The 18,439-nt window shown below is 68.0% G+C and carries 18 protein-coding genes; 8 read left to right on the top strand and 10 right to left on the bottom strand.

What is annotated here, in order from left to right; all coding sequences use genetic code 11:
• Nucleotides 1-2: 2 nt before the first annotated feature.
• Nucleotides 3-479: a MarR family winged helix-turn-helix transcriptional regulator gene (locus AC1DSC_RS17800; protein WP_018904195.1), complete on the bottom strand. Its 477-nt coding sequence runs from the start codon at nt 477-479 to the stop codon at nt 3-5.
• Between the two features lie 48 nt (nt 480-527).
• Nucleotides 528-1,118, bottom strand: coding sequence for a TetR/AcrR family transcriptional regulator (locus AC1DSC_RS17805; RefSeq protein WP_012748773.1), 591 nt, complete (start codon nt 1,116-1,118; stop codon nt 528-530).
• A gap of 311 nt (nt 1,119-1,429) precedes the next feature.
• Between AC1DSC_RS17805 and AC1DSC_RS17810 the strand changes: the two genes are divergently transcribed.
• Both AC1DSC_RS17810 and AC1DSC_RS17815 read left to right on the top strand, forming a co-directional pair.
• Nucleotides 1,430-2,614: an acetyl-CoA C-acyltransferase gene (locus AC1DSC_RS17810; RefSeq protein ID WP_018904194.1), complete on the top strand. Its 1,185-nt coding sequence runs from the start codon at nt 1,430-1,432 to the stop codon at nt 2,612-2,614.
• 16 nt (nt 2,615-2,630) lie between these two features.
• A complete protein-coding gene (locus tag AC1DSC_RS17815; RefSeq protein ID WP_018904193.1) occupies nt 2,631-4,409 on the top strand; it encodes an acyl-CoA dehydrogenase C-terminal domain-containing protein in 1,779 nt (592 codons plus the stop codon).
• Between the two features lie 34 nt (nt 4,410-4,443).
• Here AC1DSC_RS17815 and AC1DSC_RS17820 read toward each other — a convergent pair whose 3' ends face one another.
• Both AC1DSC_RS17820 and AC1DSC_RS17825 read right to left on the bottom strand, forming a co-directional pair.
• Nucleotides 4,444-5,430 carry an NAD(P)H-dependent flavin oxidoreductase gene (locus AC1DSC_RS17820; protein WP_018904192.1) on the bottom strand — a complete coding sequence of 329 codons (987 nt, stop codon included), beginning with the start codon at nt 5,428-5,430 and terminating at the stop codon, nt 4,444-4,446.
• Between the two features lie 10 nt (nt 5,431-5,440).
• Nucleotides 5,441-6,181 carry an SDR family oxidoreductase gene (locus AC1DSC_RS17825; protein ID WP_018904191.1) on the bottom strand — a complete coding sequence of 247 codons (741 nt, stop codon included), beginning with the start codon at nt 6,179-6,181 and terminating at the stop codon, nt 5,441-5,443.
• Nucleotides 6,182-6,339: 158 nt separating this feature from the next.
• Here AC1DSC_RS17825 and AC1DSC_RS17830 point away from each other — a divergent pair, with 158 nt between their 5' ends.
• Both AC1DSC_RS17830 and AC1DSC_RS17835 read left to right on the top strand, forming a co-directional pair.
• On the top strand, nt 6,340-6,930 hold the full coding sequence (locus AC1DSC_RS17830; RefSeq protein ID WP_018904190.1) for a 2-hydroxychromene-2-carboxylate isomerase: 591 nt from the start codon (nt 6,340-6,342) through the stop codon (nt 6,928-6,930).
• A 29-nt stretch (nt 6,931-6,959) separates the two neighbouring features.
• A complete protein-coding gene (locus AC1DSC_RS17835) occupies nt 6,960-8,600 on the top strand; it encodes an AMP-binding protein (protein ID WP_018904189.1) in 1,641 nt (546 codons plus the stop codon).
• Between the two features lie 16 nt (nt 8,601-8,616).
• Here the strand turns inward: AC1DSC_RS17835 and AC1DSC_RS17840 are convergent, their stop codons facing one another.
• Nucleotides 8,617-9,327 (bottom strand): gamma-glutamylcyclotransferase, encoded by a 711-nt coding sequence (locus AC1DSC_RS17840; protein WP_307596024.1) that lies wholly within the window; start codon nt 9,325-9,327, stop codon nt 8,617-8,619.
• Nucleotides 9,328-9,413: 86 nt separating this feature from the next.
• Entirely contained in the window at nt 9,414-10,328 is a 915-nt protein-coding gene (locus tag AC1DSC_RS17845) for a LysR family transcriptional regulator (RefSeq protein WP_369664591.1), read from the bottom strand.
• A gap of 128 nt (nt 10,329-10,456) precedes the next feature.
• On the opposite strand from AC1DSC_RS17845, the gene AC1DSC_RS17850 reads away from it, so the two are divergent.
• Genes AC1DSC_RS17850 through AC1DSC_RS17865 form a run of 4 tightly spaced genes read left to right on the top strand, consistent with a single transcriptional unit; the run spans nt 10,457 to nt 13,742 of the window.
• The gene (locus tag AC1DSC_RS17850; RefSeq protein ID WP_369664592.1) at nt 10,457-11,722 is read left to right on the top strand and encodes an aromatic ring-hydroxylating dioxygenase subunit alpha; all 1,266 of its coding nucleotides are present in this window, start codon (nt 10,457-10,459) and stop codon (nt 11,720-11,722) included.
• A 1-nt stretch (nt 11,723) separates the two neighbouring features.
• Entirely contained in the window at nt 11,724-12,194 is a 471-nt protein-coding gene (locus AC1DSC_RS17855) for an aromatic-ring-hydroxylating dioxygenase subunit beta (RefSeq protein WP_369664593.1), read from the top strand.
• An 8-nt stretch (nt 12,195-12,202) separates the two neighbouring features.
• Nucleotides 12,203-12,520 (top strand): non-heme iron oxygenase ferredoxin subunit, encoded by a 318-nt coding sequence (locus AC1DSC_RS17860; RefSeq protein WP_278877494.1) that lies wholly within the window; start codon nt 12,203-12,205, stop codon nt 12,518-12,520.
• 4 nt (nt 12,521-12,524) lie between these two features.
• Complete coding sequence (locus tag AC1DSC_RS17865) at nt 12,525-13,742, top strand: NAD(P)/FAD-dependent oxidoreductase (protein ID WP_278877497.1); 1,218 nt, start codon at nt 12,525-12,527, stop codon at nt 13,740-13,742.
• Nucleotides 13,743-13,751: 9 nt separating this feature from the next.
• Here AC1DSC_RS17865 and AC1DSC_RS17870 read toward each other — a convergent pair whose 3' ends face one another.
• The 4 genes from AC1DSC_RS17870 to phbB are packed head-to-tail and all read right to left on the bottom strand — an operon-like array spanning nt 13,752 to nt 18,426.
• On the bottom strand, nt 13,752-15,119 hold the full coding sequence (locus tag AC1DSC_RS17870) for a sigma-54-dependent transcriptional regulator (RefSeq protein WP_012748760.1): 1,368 nt from the start codon (nt 15,117-15,119) through the stop codon (nt 13,752-13,754).
• A complete protein-coding gene (locus AC1DSC_RS17875; RefSeq protein WP_018904181.1) occupies nt 15,116-16,951 on the bottom strand; it encodes a sensor histidine kinase in 1,836 nt (611 codons plus the stop codon). Before AC1DSC_RS17875 ends, AC1DSC_RS17870 begins: the two co-directional genes overlap by 4 nt.
• A 34-nt stretch (nt 16,952-16,985) precedes the next feature.
• The gene (locus tag AC1DSC_RS17880; RefSeq protein WP_018904180.1) at nt 16,986-17,660 is read right to left on the bottom strand and encodes a DUF6781 family protein; all 675 of its coding nucleotides are present in this window, start codon (nt 17,658-17,660) and stop codon (nt 16,986-16,988) included.
• 10 nt (nt 17,661-17,670) lie between these two features.
• Nucleotides 17,671-18,426: an acetoacetyl-CoA reductase gene (phbB, locus tag AC1DSC_RS17885; protein WP_012748757.1), complete on the bottom strand. Its 756-nt coding sequence runs from the start codon at nt 18,424-18,426 to the stop codon at nt 17,671-17,673.
• Nucleotides 18,427-18,439 lie beyond the last annotated feature (13 nt).

Raw genomic sequence — 18,439 nt, forward strand, 5'->3', positions numbered from 1 at the left:
GTTCATTCGGCCGCCGCCGACATGATCGTCAAGCATTGGCCGACGAGCGCATGCAAGGCACCGACCTGCCGGCTCCCGATCAACCGGTGCACCTTGGCCTGTGCCAGGCTCCAGCGAGGCCGGCCCTCGGCACACTTGCCGCGGCCCGCAGCGGTGATGCACACACTGCGGGTGCGTCCGTCCAACCCGGGCCCAAGATCGACCCATCCCGCCGCGATCAGCGGCTTGAGATTGCGCGTCAGCGTCGAGGGAGAGAGCGACATGCGCTCGGCCAGGTCGCAGGGGCGCACCGGCCCATGTGCGAGGATTTCCACCAGCAGCCGGTACTGCGTGGCCCTGAGACCGATGGCGCCCAGTTCCGCGTCGTAGTGCTGCCTGACGAGGCGGGCGAGCTGATGCGCCGTGGTGTAGGTGCAGGCCGGCCGCTCGGGGCCGGCGGCATCGGCCGCCTGCGCCTGCGGTGCGGGAAGCGTTGGCATCAGCGCAGGTGCTGCAGTGGCGCGCCGGGGCAGCATCGGCTGCGGCCGTCAGGAGGCCTTGGATGGCTTCGCGGGCGCCGCGTCCAGCGCGTGCGTCTGGTCGATGAAGCGCCGGCTCGAGGCCAGGATTTCCTTGCGCGTGCGCTCGGATTCGACCGCGCGGGACAGCACCAGCGCGCCCACGCACTGGGCAATCAGCGCCCATGCGGCGTCGGGGTCGCCGATGCGCGAGCTCCAGCTTTTCTGCAGGCGCTTCAGGCCTTCTTCGACCGAGGCACGCACCTCGGGCCCGGCCCTGGCGATCTCGGGTCCCAGTGCCGGCAGCACGCAGCCGGTTTCCGGATGCAGCGCGTGGTACGAGCTCAGGTAGCTGCGCAGCCGCTTGGCGACGTGGTCGGGCGGCGAGTCGCGGTCTCCGGCCAGCATGTCGGTGCTGTTGGAGATCTCGTGTTCGAGCAGTTCGGCGAACAGCGCCTCCTTGGACGGGAAGTGTCCATAGAAGGCGCCCCCGGTCAGGCCGATGCTCGCCATCAATTCATCGACGCCGGTGGTGCCGAAGCCGCCTTTCTTGGCGATGGCGCGGGCATTCGCGAGCAGCTTCTTGCGGGTTTCCTCTTTGTGGGTGGACGGATAGCGCATGAGTGGGCCTCTGCAGATCGTGGAGGTGTTCATCATAGCATGCCACTCGTTTGATAAACGGTCGTGATTCCATTGCGCTACCTGGACTCCGCATCAAGGGTTTCCCCCTGCTGCAAACCCGCTCCAGCGTGTTGACGCTGCCGTGGGCGCAAACCTATAGTTCACTATCGTTTAACAAACGATCGTTATTTAAAGGACTGCGGACGAGGCAATGGCGATGAGGAGCTCCCGCCCGCCCTGCACCTGAACCGCGCAACCGCGGCGAGCCGCTGCGCCAACAACTTGCCTAGCCAACCCCCTGGAGTCTGACCATGAGAGAAGCCGTCATCGTTTCCACCGCACGCACGGGCATCGGCCGCGCGTTTCGCGGCGCATTGAACAACATCAAGTCGCCCACGCTGATGGGCCACGCGGTCCAGCACGCCGTGCAGCGGGCGGGCATCGATCCCGGCGAGGTGGAGGACGTGGTGATCGGCAGCGCGATGGCCGCCGGCACCGCGGGCATGAACATCGGGCGCCTCGCGGCGCTCGCGGCGGGCCTGCCGCAGTCGGTGCCGGGCCAGACGATGGACCGGCAGTGCGCCTCGGGCCTGATGGCCATCGCGACGGCGGCCAAGCAGATCATCGTCGACGGCATGGATGTGACCATGGGCGGCGGGCAGGAGAACATCTCCGCCGTGCAGAACCCCTTCGTCAAGTGGGTGGGCGAAGAGGCCGATCCGCTGCTCATCGCGCGCGTGCAGCACGCCTACATCCCGATGCTCCACACGGCCGAGATCGTCGCGAAGAAGTACGGCATCTCGCGCGAGGCGCAGGACGCGTATTCGGCCGAAGCGCAGCGCCGCACCGCGCTGGCGCAGGAGCGCCATCTGTTCGACGACGAGATCGTGCCGATCACGGCGCGCATGGCCGTGGCCGACAAGCAGACGGGCGCGATCAGCTACCGCGAGGTCACGCTCGACCGCGACGAGGGCAACCGCCCCGACACCACGCTCGAAGGCCTTGCCAGTCTCAAGCCGGTCGTCGAAGGCGGTGTCATCACGGCCGGCAACTCGAGCCAGTTGTCCGATGGCGCATCGGCCTGCGTGCTGGTGGAGCGCGCGGTTGCCGAGCGCCGCGGGCTCAAGGCGCTGGGCACGTACCGCGGCATCGCGGTGGCCGGCCTCGCGCCCGAGGAGATGGGCATCGGCCCGGTGCTGGCCGTGCCCAAGCTGCTGAAGACCCACGGGCTCAAGGTGAGCGACATCGGCCTGTGGGAACTGAACGAGGCTTTCGCCTGCCAGGTGCTGTATTCGCGCGACCGGCTGGGCATCGACCCCGAGAAGCTGAACGTCAACGGCGGCGGCATCACGATCGGCCACCCCTACGGCATGACCGGCTCGCGGCTGGTGGGACATGCGCTCATCGAGGGCAAACGGCGCGGCGCGCGCTTCGTCGTCGTGACGATGTGCGTCGGCGGCGGCATGGGTGCCGCGGGCCTGTTCGAAGTGGCCTGAGGCAAGGAGCAGCACCATGACCTACCAGATCCCGATGCGCGACATCCAGTTCGTCTTGCACGAACTGCTCCAGGTGCCGGCCATGCTGCAGGACTGCGGCCAGCCCGACCTCGACGCCGAAACCATCGACCAGGTGCTCGCCGCGGCCGGCCAGTTCGCCGCCGAGGTGATTGCGCCGCTCAACGCAGCAGGGGACGAGCACGGTTGCAGCATGCCCTCGCCGGGCGTAGTGCAGACGCCGCCGGGCTTCAAGAAGGCCTACGACGAATTCACCAAGAACGGCTGGCCCGGGCTCGCCTGCAGCCCCGAGTTCGGCGGCCAGGGCTTTCCTTCGGTCGTGGCCAACGCGGTCTACGAAGTGTTCGGCGGCGCGAACATGGCGTGGTCGTCCTATCCGGGCATGTCGCATGCCACCTACGTGAACGTGTCGGCCAACGGATCGGAGGCGCAGAAGGCGCTCTACCTGCCGAAGATCGCCTCGGGCGAGTGGGCCGGCACCATGTGCCTGACCGAGCCCAATGCGGGCACCGACCTGGGCCTGATGCGCACCCGCGCCGTGGCGCAGCCCGACGGCAGCTACCGCATCACCGGCAGCAAGATCTTCATCTCGGGCGGCGAGCAGGACCTGACCGAGAACATCATGCACCTGGTGCTCGCGCGCATGCCGGATGCGCCGCCGGGCGTGAAGGGCATCTCTCTTTTCATCGTGCCGAAGTTCATCCCCGACGCGAGCGGCGCGGCCGGCGCGCGCAATGCGGTGGTCTGCGGCTCCATCGAGCACAAGCTGGGCATCCACGGCAACTCGACCTGCACCATCAACTTCGACGGTGCGACCGGCTGGCTGCTGGGCGCGCCCCACAAGGGACTCGCGGGCATGTTCGTGCAGATGAACCACATGCGTGTGCTGGTCGGCATGATCGCCATCGGCCTGATGGAAGCGGCCTACCAGAAGGCCCTGGCCTATGGGAAGGAGCGCCTGCAGGGCCGCGCGAGCGGTGCAAGACCCTCCGGCGAAGCGGCCGATCCGATCATCGGGCACGCCGACGTGCGCCGCATGCTGCTCACGCAGAAGGCGAACATCGAGGGCGCGCGCGCCCTGGCGCTGTGGACCGCGCAGCTGAGCGATCTGCAGCGCCTTCATCCCGACCCCGCCAGGCGCAACGAGACGGCCGAACTGCTGGGCCTGCTGACCCCACTCGTGAAGGCGTTGTCCAGCGACCTCGCAGTGGAATGCACGCTGCTCGCGATGCAGGTGTTCGGCGGGCACGGCTACATCCGCGAGAACGGCGTCGAGCAGCACCTGCGCGACGTGCGCATCGTGGGCCTTTATGAGGGAACGAACGGCGTGCAGGCCATGGACCTGCTCGGGCGCAAGGTGCTGGCCGACCAGGGCCGGCAGATGGGCGCCTTCCTCGACATGGCCGGCGCATTCGCCGAGACCTGCAGCCCGCGCGAGGCGATGCGCGAATTCACGCAGCCGCTCATCGAACTGGCCGCCGAGATCAGGCAGCTCACGGGCGAGCTGGTGGCCGCGTCGGCGCAGGACCCGCATGCGGCAGGCGCGGCCGCTGCGCCCTACCTGCGCCTGGTCGGGCACCTGGCGCTTGCGTGGACCTGGGCGCGCATGGCCGAGGTGGGGTTCAAGAACGCTGGATCGAGCGACCCGATCTATGCATCGAAGATTACAACGGCCCGCTTCTATTTCCAGCGGCTGCTACCGCAGGCGGCGGGGCTCTGCCAGGAGATCCGGGCCGGGTCATCCGCATTGATGGAGCCGGCCGTCGAGCTTTTCTAGGGCAGCGCCACCGCATCGCTGCCACGGAGCCTGGCTAGGCCAGCGCAGGCTCCAGGAAACCGGCGAGCCGCTGGACGATCAGCTGCTCGGCCTCTTCCATGATGCGGTCGATCAGTTCCTGCACCGTCGGAATGTCGTTGATCAGGCCGACCACCATGCCGCAGCTCCAGGCGCCGGCATCCATCTCGCCTTCGAGCATCACGCGCGGGTAGACGCCCGCGACCTGGTCGATGATGTCCTCGAACTTGAGATCGGCGCCCTTTTCCTTCTCGATCCGGATCAGCTGCTCGACCGATGCATTGGTCAGCACGCGCTCCGTGTTGCGCAGGCCGCGCATCACCAGCCGCGTGTCCAGCTCGGTGGCCGCCACGATGGCGTCCTTCACGTTCTGGTGGATCGGCGCTTCCTGCGTGGCCACGAAGCGCGTGCCCATGTTCATGCCTTCCGCGCCCAGTGCCAGCGCCGCCACCAGGCTGCGCGCATCGGCCATGCCGCCGGAGGCGACGAACGGGATCTTCAGCTCCTCGGCCGCGCGCGGCAGCAGGATCATGTTGGGCAGGTCGTCCTCGCCCGGGTGGCCGCCGCACTCGAAACCATCCACGCTCACGGCGTCGCATCCGATCGCTTCGGCCTTCAGCGCGTGCCGCACCGAGGTGCACTTGTGGATCACCTTGATGCCCGCCTTCTTGAGCGCGGGCATGTAGGCCTCGGGACTGCGCCCTGCCGTCTCGACGATGCGAACGCCGCCTTCGGCAATGGCCGCGATGTACTCGGGGTACGGCGGCGAGGACAAGGTCGGCAGGAACGTGAGGTTCACGCCGAAGGGCTGGTCCGTCATCTCTCGGCAGCGGGCGATCTCCTTGGCCAGCAGCTCGGGCGTGCGCTGCGTGAGGCCCGTGATGAGCCCGAGTCCGCCGGCGTTGGACACGGCCGCGGCGAGCTCGGCAAAGCCGACGTAGTGCATGCCCCCCTGGATGATCGGGTGGCGGATGCCGAAGAGTTCAGTGATGCGTGTTTTCATGTGTCTTCTTTCACCAGGTTTCCATGTAGGGGCGCAGGTCCATCTCGAAGGTCCAGGCGTCCCGGGGCTGGGTGTGCAGGTACCAGTAGTTCTCCGCAATGTGCTCGGGGTTCAGGATGCCGCCCTGCTCCTTCAGCGCATAGCGTTCGGGGAAGTTGCTGCGGATGAACTCCGTGTCGATCGCGCCGTCGACCACGATGTGGGCCACGTGGATGCCGCGCGGACCGAGCTCGCGCGCCATGCTCTGGGCCAGGGCGCGCAGCGCATGCTTGGCGCCGGCAAAGGCCGCGAACTTCGCCGAGCCGCGGATGCCGGCCGTCGCGCCGGTAAAAAGAATCGTGCCGCGCCCGCGCTCGACCATCCTGCGGGCGACCTCGCGCGCATTCAGGAAGGCGCTGAAGGCGGCCATCTCCCAGATCTTCATGTACTTGCGCCCGGTCTCTTCCAGGATGCTGCTGGACACGTTGGCACCGATGTTGAACACCATCACCTCGATCGGGCCGCGCTCCTTCTCGATCTGGTCGACGAGGGCCACGACCTCCTCCTCCTTGCGCGCATCGCTGCCGTAGCCGAAGGCCTGGCCGCCGGCCGCGCGGATGCGCTCGACGGCCGGCTCCAGCTTGTCGGCCGATCGCCGCGTGAGGCACGCGACATAGCCCTCGCGGGCGAAGCGCGCGCCGATCGCGCTGCCGGTGGCGTCGCCCGCGCCGACGACGAGAGCCACGCCGCGGTGGTTGGCTGATGGGTCCATACGGTCTCCTTTAAAAAACGTTCGTTAGGTCATTGCACGTTAATCAATGAACGTTCGTTTGTCAATTGAGGGCAAGGCCCAAGGAAACCCCGTTGACGAAGGCCGCTCAATCACATAGCTTCCGTTTACCAAACGTCCGTTAACTTAAAGGAGCTTGAATGAGCAAGTCAGTCGATTTCTTCTTCGATGTCGGAAGCCCGTCGTCGTACCTGGCATGGACGCAGCTGCCTGCCCTGTGCGCAAGCCACGGCGCCGAGCTCGTCTACCGGCCGATGCTGCTGGGCGGCGTCTACCAGGCCACCGGCAACGCCTCGCCGGCCACCATTCCCGTCAAGGGCCGCTATACGCAGATGGACTACGAGCGCCATGCGCGCCGCTATGGCGTGCCGTTCCAGGGCAATCCGCACTTCCCGGTCATCACGCTGTTCCTCATGCGTGCGGTCACCGGCATTCAACTGCGCCGGCCCGAACAGCTGCAGCAGCTGCTGGGCTGCGTGTTCAAGGCGCTGTGGATCGATGCGCTCAACCTGAACGATGCGCAGCTCACGGCCCGCACGCTGGCCGAAGGCGGGTTCGACCCCGCCGAGATCGAGCGCCTGGCGCAGGACGCCGAGACCAAGGCCGCATTGAAGGCAACCACGCAAGAGGCGGTCGAGCGCGGCGTGTTCGGCGCACCCACGCTCTTCGTCGGCGACCAGATGTTCTTCGGCCAGGACCGGATGGACTTCGTTCGCGAAGCGCTGTCCTGACCAGACCCCTCAAGAAAAAAGGAGACAACGTGGATCAAAGAATCTGGCATGCGTCCTACCCGGCAGGACTGCCCCGCGACCTCGTGTACGGCGAGCACGACACCCTCGCCACCCTGTTCGAAGGTGCCTTCGCTCGCAACGCCAGCCGGCCGGCCGTGACCTGCAACGGCGAATCGCTGAGCTTCGCCGAGCTCGAACAAGCATCGGCTCGCTTTGCGGCATTCCTGCAGTCGGCAGGCCTGCAGCCCGGCGACCGCGTGGCGCTGCTGCTGCCGAACCACCTTCTCTATCCGGTTGCCCTGGCCGCGATTGCACGCGCAGGCTTCGTGGGGGTGACGATGAACCCGCTCTACACAGCCCGCGAGGTGGCCTACCAGCTGGCGGATTCCGGCGCGGTGGCGCTGGTGGTTGCCGATCCGTTCGCGGGACTCGCGGCCGAAGCCATCGAGCGGACGGAAGTGCGGCACGTCGTCACCGTGCCGATGCAGGAGCTGAGGCGGTCGCTGCTCGCGCCCGCCGGCGATCGGCCGGTGCGGGCGCGCGGCTCCGACGTGCATCTCGTCCCGCTGCACGCCGCCATCGCATCGGTGCAGGCTGCCGGCTTCAGCGCCCCACAGGTGCGCCCTTCCGACCTCGCATTCCTGCAATACACGGGCGGCACGACCGGCGTGTCGAAGGGCGCCTGCCTCACGCATCGCAACGTCCTGGTGAGTGTGCTGCAGATGCAGTCCTGGCTGCGGCTGAACCTCGAGATCCAGAACTTCGAGCTGGTCACGCCGCTGCCGCTGTACCACATCTTCCCGCTCGGCATGGCGCTGATGGCGCTGGCGAGCGGCGGACACAACCGGCTCGTCATGAATCCGCGCGACATCCAGGCGCTGTGCGCCGAATTGCGGCGAGCGCCTTTCGACGTGCTGATCGGCGTCAACACCATGTTCAACGGCATGGTGAACCTGCCCGAACTGTCGTCGGTCGATTTCTCGCGTTGCGGCATGGTCATCGGCGCCGGCGCCTCGATCCAGGCGGCGGTCGCGCGCAGGTGGGAGGCGGCCGGCGGCCCGCCGATCACCGAGGCCTACGGGCTCACGGAAACGTCGCCCAGCGCCACCTTCAATGCGCCGGGCTGCAACGGCACCATCGGCGTTCCGGTGCCCTCCACCGACGTGATGATCGTCGACGACGCGGGCGGGCCGGTGGCGCAGGGCGCGCCCGGCGAGCTGCTCATCAAGGGGCCGCAGGTGTTTGCCGGCTACTGGAAGCGCGAGGAAGAAACGCGCCTGGCATTCACCAGCGATGGCTGGTTCCGCACGGGCGATGTCGTCACCATGGATGCACAGGGGCTGATGACCATCGTCGACCGCAAGAAGGACATGATCCTGGTGTCCGGATTCAACGTGTATCCGAACGAGATCGAGGGCGTGGTCGCGCTGCATCCGGACGTGCTGGAGTGCGCCTGCGTCGGCGTACCCGACGAGCGCTCCGGCGAAGTCCCCCACCTGTTCGTCGTGCGCCGCTCGCCGGGCCTGCAGGCGGACCAGGTCGAATCGCACTGCCGCGAGCTCCTGGCGCCCTACAAGGTGCCTCGGCGCATCACCTTTCTCGAGGCACTGCCCAAATCGACCGTGGGCAAGATCCTGCGCAAGGAACTGCGGGCCCCAGCGGCGGCCTGAGGGTGTGGATGGGGCTTCAGCCCGCGGCGCTGCGCAGGCGCTCCATCCCCATGTCGCGTATGCCGAGCGCCTCGAGCTTTCGAAGCGTGGCATCGAAATACTCGCGGCAGCTGCCGAGGCTGCCCGCTCCCGTGTTGATCATCCGGGCCATCTCATGCGGGGAGAGCGCCTTCGTGTAGCGGGGATGGGACCGGTCGACCGCAAAGGTGATCGCGCGCACCGGCCGGCCCTCCACATGGGCGGTCACCCACCGGGCCTGGTACACCTCGGTCAGCATCTCCCTTCGCCAGAGCACCCGCAGCTCATCGCGCACCTTGCGCGGCTCGATCTGCAGCAGCACGCCCTGGCACGCGCCGCCCCGGTCGAGGGCGAGCATCAACCCGGGGCGCTCCTGCGAGCCTCGCCCGACGACCGAGCGCAGGCAGAAGGCGCGGTGCCAACCGTGGACTTTCGCCGGATGCATGGCTGTGTGCTCCACCGCGGGGTTCCACATCAGCGATCCATATCCGAACACATGAACGGCCGCATGGCCATCGTGCCGCGACAGGATGCCTTCGATGGAGGCTTCCAGCTCCTCTGCGCTGCGCAGCCGCACGCCCGCCGGGAGCTGCGCGTAGACCTGCGCCATGAAGGCGTCGTCGAGCAGCCCTTCGCGGGTGACCCGCACGGGCTCGGCCGCTGCCTTCGATCCAGCTCGGTCGTTCTCGCGCGGGCCGGGATAACGCATGGGCGGGCCTCTCGGGATCCTGTGGGAAAGACCCGATGATAGCATTGAGATCGTTTAGTGAACGATCGTGAATTCACTGGAGAGCTTCAGCCGGGCGCACCTTCCCCGTGAAGCCGCACGATCAAGGCGCGCAGCCACGCCACGGCGGGGTCCCGGTGATAGCGGCCGTGCCAGAACAGGCTGATCGCAATCTCGGGCAGCCGGGCCGGATGGCGCACATAGGACAGGTCGAACGGCTCGGCCAGGGCCTGCGCGAGCCGTTCGGGCACCGTCGCCACCAGGTCGGAGCCATGCAGGATATGGCCGACCGCCACGTAGTGCGGCACGGTCAGCACGACCTTGCGCACGATCTTCTTGCGGCCGAGAAGCTCGTCCGCCTTGCCGTGGCCGGTTCCTTCCGACACCACGACCACATGATCGGCCTTCGAGAACTCGGCCAGCGAGATCTGCCGCTTGTCGAGCGCATGCCCGCGGCGGAACATGCAGACGTAGTGCTGCTTGAACAGCCGGCGCTGGAAGTAGCCGCTTTTCAGCTGCGGCAGCAGGCCGATGGCCAGCGCGACGTGGCCGGATTCCATCTCGTCCTGGAGATTGACCGCCGTGTTGCGGACGGTGCTGATCGACAGGCCCGGCGCCACGCGCGCCAGCTCCTGCATCAGCTTGGGCAGGAAATAGATCTCCCCGATGTCGGTCATGCCGATGGTGAAGGCGCGCGCCGAGGTGGCCGGATCGAACGAGCTGCGCTGGTTGATGGCGGCATGGATCGTCTGCAGCGCGCTCGCGGTCGGCGCGGCCAGCTGCTCGGCGAAAGGCGTGGGCTCCATGCCCTTGGGTGTTCTGAGAAACAGCGGGTCGTCGGTGAGCTTGCGAAGGCGCGCCAGCGCGTTGCTCACGCCCGGCTGCGAAAGGCCGAGATTCGCCGCCACCTTCGACACCCGCCGGTCGATCAGCAGCTGGTTGAACACCACCAGCAGGTTGAGGTCGATGTCCTTGAGCTCCACGGCATCCCCATTCGCGAAATCTATATGAACTATTCGGCACATTCTATTGAACGATAGCCTCGAACGGCCGATCATCGGGCACCACGAGACGAGCGGCCCGGGCGACGCGGCCGCACAGGAGACAAGAAATGGACGACACATCCGCCGTCTTTCCGCAGCAGATCCGCTGGGAAGACAAGGGCACGAGCCGCATCCCCTTCATGGCCTACACCGACGCCGACCAGCACCGGCGCGAGCTCGAGCGCCTCTTCTACCGGGGCCACTGGTGCTACGTGGGCCTGGAGGCCGAGATTCCGGAGGTCGGCGATTTCAAGCGCACGGTGATCGGCGAGCGCTCGGTGATCATGGTCCGCGATGCCGAGGATTCCATCAGCGTGGTGGAGAACGTGTGCGCGCACCGGGGCATGCAGTTCTGCCGCGAGCGGCACGGCAACCGCAAGGCCGGCGGCTTCACCTGCCCGTACCACCAGTGGAACTATTCGCTCGGCGGCGACCTGCAGGGCGTGCCTTTCCGCCGCGGCGTCAAGCAGGACGGCAAGGTCAACGGCGGGATGCCGGCCGACTTCAAGCCGGCCGAGCACGGCCTCAACAAGCTCAGGGTTGCGACACGCGGCGGCGTCGTGTTCGCGTCCTTCGATGCAGAGGTGGAACCGCTCGAGGACTTCATGGGCCCGGAGATCCTGGGCTACTTCGACCGGCTCTTCAACGGCCGCAAGCTCACGATCCTCGGCTACAACCGCCAGCGCATTCCCGGCAACTGGAAGCTGATGCAGGAGAACATCAAGGACCCCTACCACCCGGGCCTGCTGCACACGTGGTTCGTCACCTTCGGCCTCTGGCGCGCGGACAACAAGTCGGAGCTGAAGATGGACCGCCATCACCGCCACGCCGCCATGATCTCGACCCGCGGCGCGAGCGGCAAGGCGGACCAGGTCACCCAGGTGTCGAGCTTCAAGGAAAGCATGAAGCTCAACGACGACCGCTTCCTGGACATCGTGCCCGAGCCGTGGTGGCGCGGCCCGACGGCGGTGATGATGACGCTGTTCCCGAGCGTGATCTTCCAGCAGCAGGTCAACAGCGTCTCGACCCGGCACATCCAGCCGAGCGGCCCCGGCGCCTTCGATTTCGTCTGGACGCACTTCGGCTTCGAGGACGACGACGAGGCCATGACGCTTCGGCGGCTGCGCCAGGCCAACCTCTTCGGGCCGGCGGGCTTCGTCTCGGCCGACGATGGCGAGGTGATCGAGCTCTCGCAGAAAGGCTTCGAGCAGAAGCCTTTCCACCGCACGCTCGCCGAGCTCGGCGGCCGCGAGGTCGGCGACACGGACCATATGGTCACCGAGACCCTGATCCGCGGCATGTACGAATACTGGCGCAAGGTGATGGAGGTTTGAAATGAACTTCCAGGACTACTTCGAGCTGACCCAGCTCTACGCCCGCTACGCCCAGGCGGTGAGCTCCGGCCAATGGGAACTCTGGCCGGAATTCTTCACGGAAGACTGCAGCTACCGCCTGCAGCCGCGCGAGAACCACGAACGCGGCTTTCCGCTGGCCACGCTGTCGTTCGAGAGCAAGGGCATGCTGAAGGACCGCGTCTACGGCATCCACGAGACCCTGTTCCACGACCCCTACTACCAGCGCCACGTGGTCGGGACGCCGCTCGTGCTGAAGGCCGAGGCGGACCGCTTCGAGTGCGAGGCCAACTACGCGGTGTTCCGCACCAAGCTCTCGGAACTGTCGAGCGTGTTCAACGTGGGCCGCTACATCGACGTGGTCGTGCGCACCCCGGAGGGGCTGAAGTTCGCCTCGCGCCAGGTCATCTACGACAGCGAAATGATCCCCAACTCCGTCATCTATCCCCTCTGAGGCCAGCCATGAGCGATTCCCAATGGACCGAGGCCGCAGCGGTCGACGAAGTGCCCGCCGACGATGTCGTCGGCATGCAGGTCGGCGGGCGCGACATTGCGCTGTACAACGTGGACGGCCAGATCTACGCGACCGACAACGTGTGCACCCATGGCCATGCGCGCCTGTGCGAGGGCTTCCTCGAAGGGCACGAGATCGAATGCCCGCTGCACCAGGGCAAGTTCGACGTGCGCAACGGCAAGCCGATCTGCGCGCCGGTGACCGAGGCGATCCGCTCCTACCCCGTGAGGATCGAGGCGGGCCGCGTGTTCCTCTCGCTCGACTGAAGCCATGAGCAGCGGGACCATCGCCATCGTGGGCGCCGGCCAGGCCGGCGGCTGGGCCGCGCAAACGCTGCGCAGCGAGGGTTTCGCGGGCCGCGTGGTGCTGGTCGGCGACGAGCCCCATCGTCCCTACGAACGCCCGCCGCTGTCCAAGGCGGTGCTCGCCGGGGACGCGCCTGCGGACACCACGCATCTGCTGAAACCGGAGGCCTTCGATGCGCTCGACATCGACTGGCGGCCGAATGTCGGCGCGACCTTCATCGACCGGGCGGCGAAGCAGCTCCACCTGACGCAGGGAGAACATGTTCCGTACGACAAGCTGATCCTCTGCAGCGGCGGCCGGGCGCGCCGTCTGAATATTCCGGGTGCGGATCTGCCCGGCGTCTTCAGCCTGCGCAGCATCGAGGATGCGGCGGCGCTCGGTGCCGCGCTGTCGGCCGGCAGGCGGCTGCTCGTGGTCGGGGGCGGCTGGATCGGGCTCGAGGTGGCCGCGACGGCGCGGAAGAAGGGCCTGGGTGTGACCGTCGTCGAAGCGACGGGCCGGCTCTGCGAGCGCACCGTTCCGCCGGAAATTTCCGGCTACCTGCTGCAGCTCCACGCCGCGCATGGCGTCGATGTCCGGCTCGGCACCGGCATCGAGCGCCTGGCGCAGAGCGCGCAAGGTGGCCTCACGGCGTCATTCACCGATGGACGCGCGCTCGAATGCGACGCGGTCCTCGTCGGTGTCGGCCTGGTCCCCAACGACGAGCTCGCGCGCGAGGCGGGCCTGGCGTGCGATGGCGGCGTGCGGGTCGATTCGCAATGCCGCTCATCCGATCCCGACATCCTGGCCGCGGGCGACGTGGCCACGTGGCACTGCGAATGGGCGGGGCGGCGGATGCGGCTCGAATCGTGGCAGAACGCCCAGGAGCAAGGCATTGCCGCCGCGCGCGCCGCGCTCGGCATCGCGGTGAACCATCAGCCGCTGCCCTGGTTCTGGTCGGACCAGTACGAGGTCAACCTGCAGATCTTCGGCATGCCCACGCCGGCGCACGATGTGGTGGTGCGCGGCGACCGGAATTCCAGCAGCTTCGTGATGTTCTTCCTGGATGCCGGCAAGGTCGTTGCGGCGCTGGGCCCCAATGCCGCGCGCGACCTGCGCGTTGCGCGGCGGCTGATCGAGCGCCGCACCCGCGTCGATGCGGCGCAGCTCGCCGACCTGCAGGTGCCGCTCGCCAAGCTGTGAGTCAGCAGGTCACTGGGCCTTGAACTCCTCCGCCGCGATGCCGAGCTTGCGCAGCTTGTCGTGCAGCGTCTGCCGCGCGATGGCCAGCGCGGCGGCCGTGGCCGGCTGGTCGCCCTGGTGCTTGCGCAGCGCCTCGACGATCACCGCACGCTCGAAGGATTCGACCTGCTGCGGCAGCGCGCGCGGCAGCGCTGGCGAGCCCTCGCCGGTGCCGCGGGTCTGCGTCAGCCGCTCGCCGAGCAGGCCCAGCACGAAGCGGTCGGCCACGTTGCGCAGCTCGCGCACGTTGCCCGGCCACGCATAGGCCATCAGGTCGGCCAGCTGAGCGTTGGTGGGCAGCGGCGCCGCACGTTCGTAGCGGCTCGCGGCCAGCAGCGTGAAGTGCTCGAACAGCAGGGGAATGTCTTCGCGCCGTTCGCGCAGCGGCGGCAGCTCGATGAAGGCGACGCCGAGCCGGTAGTACAGGTCGGCCCTGAACTTCTGGCGGTCGCTCATTTCCTTCAGGTCGTCCTTGCTTGCGGCCACCACGCGGCAGTCGAAGGGAATGGCCTTGTTGGAGCCGATGCGCTCGATGCAGCGTTCCTGCAGCGCGCGCAGCAGCTTGATCTGCACCGCCACCGGCATGCTCTCGATCTCGTCGAGGAAGAGCGTGCCGCCGTTGGCATATTCGAACTTTCCCACGCGCACGCGGTTGGCGCTGGTGAAGGCGCCGGCCTCGTGGCCGAACAGCTCGCTCTCGGCCAGCGCCTCGGGCAGGCCGCCGCAATTGAGCGGAACGAAATGCTGGCGGCGGCGCTCGCTGTGGTCGTGCAGGCAGCGCGCGACCAGTTCCTTGCCGGTGCCGGTCTCGCCGTAGATCAGCACATCGGCCGAGGTTTCGGCCAGCGTCATCACGTTGCGGCGCACCAGCTGCATCTGGGCCGACCGGCCGATCAGCACCGACTGGATGCCGTTCCAGTTTTCCAATGCATCGCGCAGCGCGCGCACCTGCAGCGAGAGCTGCCGGCGCTCGACGGCATGGCGCACGATGGCCACCAGCCGCTCGGAACCGAAAGGCTTCTCGATGAAGTCGTAGGCGCCCTCGCGCATGGCCTGCACCGCCATCGCGATATGGCCGTGGCCGGTGACCAGGATCACGGGCAGCTCGGCATCGATGCCGTGCAGCTCGGGCAGCCATTCGGCGCCGCTCAGGCCCGGCAGGCGCACGTCGCAGACCACGATGGCCGGCACGCCGAAGCGGATGTGGCCGCGTGCGCGTTCGACGCTTGCAAAGGACTCGACCTCGAAACCGGCCAGGGTCAGCACCTGCGTCGTGCTGATGCGGACGTCTTCGTCGTCCTCGACCAGCATCACCCGGATGGCGGGGCTTTCGCTCACTTGTTGATCACTCCTGTAAGGGCGGGAATAGGGATGGCGTAAACGGCGGCGGGCAGGTCGGCGACAAAGCAGGCACCGCCTTCCGGCAGGTTGGCCGCACGCAGCGTGCCGTCCATGGCCCGCACCAATTGTGCCGAGATCGCGAGCCCGAGCCCGAGGCCCGCGCCCGCCGGCTTGCTGGAGACGAAGGGCTCGAACAGGCGCGGCAGGATGTCGGGTGGAATGCCCGGCCCGGTGTCGCTCACGCGCAGGATCACCCGGCCCTCCTGCGGCCGCGCCTCGAGCCGCAGCCTGCGCCGGGGCGAAGCCTGCATGGCGTCGATGGCGTTGCGCATCAGGTTGACGAGCACGCTGCCCAGCGCGGCCTCTTCGGCCATCACGCTCAGGCTCGCGGGCTGCACGTCGACCTCGATGGCGACGCCGTTCTTCTTCGTGGCCTCGGCCACGATGGCCTGCGCGTCGGCCACGGCTCGCGCCATCAGCACTGCCGCGAGCGGAAGCTCGTTCTTGTGCGCGAAGGTCTTGAGCTGCGAGGTCAGGCGCGCCAGGCGGTCGACCATGCCCCGGATGCGCTGCAGGTTGCCGCGCACGTCGTCCAGGCGGTTCTTGTCGAGCAGGATGGCGGCGCTCTCCGAGAGCGTGCGCATCGCGGTGAGCGGCTGGTTCAGCTCGTGCACCACGCCGGCCGACATCTGGCCCAGCGCCGCCATCTTGCCGGCATGCACCAGCTCGCCCTGGGCGGCGCGCAGCTGCGCGGTGCGCGCCACCACGGTCGATTCGAGCGTGTCGTGCGCCGCCTGCAGCGCAGCCTGGTTGGCCAGCTTCTGCCGCACGGCGCGGCGGCGCTGCCACAGCGTGACGGCCATCAGCAGCAGCACCGCCATTGCCAGGCTCGCGGTGATGGCCGCGTTGCGCGCGCCCACGCGCACCGGCGCCAGGTCGTCGAGCGCCATCAGCTGCCACGGCGCACCGCGCAGCGAACGCGTCGAGGCCAGCTGGTCGACGCCGTCGAGCGCGATCACCTTCACATCGCGCGCCAGCGTCTGCTTCAGCGTCCATTGCAGCGGCTGCAGGCCGGCCTCGCCGTAGGGGCGCGAGCGCTGCACCTCGGCCCGCTGCACGGCGTCGAGCGGCAGCAGCGGCCGGAACTTGAGCTCTTCGCGGGTGGCGAGGATCACCACGCCGCGCTGGTCGATCAGCGCCACGTCGCCCGGCAGCTTGCGCCAGGCGCGTTCGGTTTCTTCCAGGTTGACCTTCACGGCGACCACGCCGCGCGTGGGCTGGCCGCGGCGCAAGGCATACGAGAGGTAGTAGCCGGGCTTGCGGCTGGTGATGCCGACGCCGTAGAAGCGGCCCTTGCCCTGCCCCAGCGCATCGATCACGTAGGGCCGGAACGACAGGTCCTGGCCGACGGTGGTGCCGGGCCGGTTCCAGTCGGAAGCCGCCAGCGAGGTGCCGGCGGCATCCAGCACGTAGAGCATCTCCGCGCCGGCGGCGGCGTTGACGCCGTCGAGGTAGCGGTTGACCGCATCGCGCAGCGACGCGTCCGAGGGCGTGCCGAGCAGCCCGGGGACGATGGGCGTCATCTCCAGCAGCGCCGGCAGGTACTCGAAACGGGCCAGGTCGGCATCGAGCCCGGTGGCGAGCATGTCGAGCCGGTGGTCGGCTGCCTCGCGCAGCCGCGCGAGGCCGTTCTGCATGGCGAAGTGGTGCCCCGCAAAGGCGGCCGCGGCCACGAGCGCCAGTGCGCCGCACCAGCGCGGCAGGCCGCGCCACCGTCTCGGGCTGCGGGAAGGCAAGTCGAAGCGCCGGGCCGGCTCCCGTGGAATCATGAACCCGTTATTGCACAAGGCCGCCGCCGCCGCATCAGTGGCTGCCCGATGGCGTGCGTCCGGAAGCCGCCCCGCCCTGCTTCAGGGCTTCGGACATGCCGATCAGCACGCCGCTCGCGAGCGTGGCATAGCTGTCGAGCATTGCCTGCGTGGCGCGCAGGCTCAGCGCGCGGCCGTCGCGCAGGTTCTTGTGCGTGTCTTGCATGAGCTGCTCGAGCGCCGCGGTGGCGCGCGCGCCGGTGCCGGTGCCCTTGCCCTGCAGCGCCTGGAACACGCCGCTCCACGGGCCGTCCACCGGGGCCGCCTTTCTGACGCTGGCGAACAGCGTGTCTTCCATCTTCTCGATGTCGGCGAGCGCCTTCTTGAGCTGCGTCTCGCGCAGGCTCACGCCCTGGTCCACCAACTGCTGCAGCGCGCGCTGGTTGGCCAGCACCGCCTGCTCCAGCGCACCGTCCATGCCGGCGAAGGCCTTGGCCAGCAGCGCCTGCACGTCGGGCGCGGGCAGCTTGCTGCCTTCTGCGCCGGCCGAAGCCGCCTTGGTGACCGTGCCCAGCACCTGCCGGATGTTCGCCAGCGTGAGCTCGCGGCCCTGCAGCGCCTTGAGCGTGGCCTCGTGCACGGTCTTGCGGATGGTCTCGCCCTGCCTGGCGGAGGCGTCGGTGAACTTGGTGATCAGTGCGGCCTGATCGATGCCGTTCTTGAGGATCATGGTCGTGCGTTCATTGCATGTGCTGGCCGCCGTTGATGGCGATGTTGGCGCCCGTCACGAAGGCCGCCTCTTCCGAGGCCAGGTAGATGATCAGCCCCGCCACTTCCTCGGGCTTGCCCAGGCGCCCCACGGGAATGTGCGGCAGGATCTTGCTGTCGAGCACTTCCTTCGGAATGGCCGTGACCATCTTCGTGCCGATGTAGCCGGGCGAGATGGTGTTCACGGTCACGCCCTTCCTGGCCACCTCCAGCGCCAGCGCCTTGGTGAAGCCGTGCACCCCGGCCTTGGCGGCCGAGTAGTTGGTCTGCCCGAACGCACCCTTCGAGCCGTTCACCGACGACACGTTGATGATGCGGCCCCAGCCCCGCTCCACCATGCCGTCGGCCACCTGCTTGCTCATGTTGAACAGGCTGTCTAGGTTGGTGCGCAGCACGGCGTTCCAGTTGATCTGGTCCATTTTCTTGAAGGTCATGTCGCGCGTGATGCCGGCGTTGTTGACCAGCACGTCGACCGGGCCCAGGGCTTCCTGCACCTGGCCCACCGCCCGTGCGCAGGAGTCGTAGTCGGCCACGTCGCAGGGCACGGCCAGGATCTGGTAGCCGCGCCCGGCCATCTGCGCGACCCAGTCGGCGTGCGACTTGTTGCCGGGCGAATAGGTCACCGCGAGCTTGTAGCCCGCATCGACCATCTTGGTGGAGATCGTCTCGCCCAGGCCCCCCATGCCGCCGGTGACCAGGACCACTTGTTGCTGCTTGCTTTCGCTCATCTGCATTCTCCTT

It is taken from the genome of Variovorax sp. 01N425, assembly GCF_056399465.1.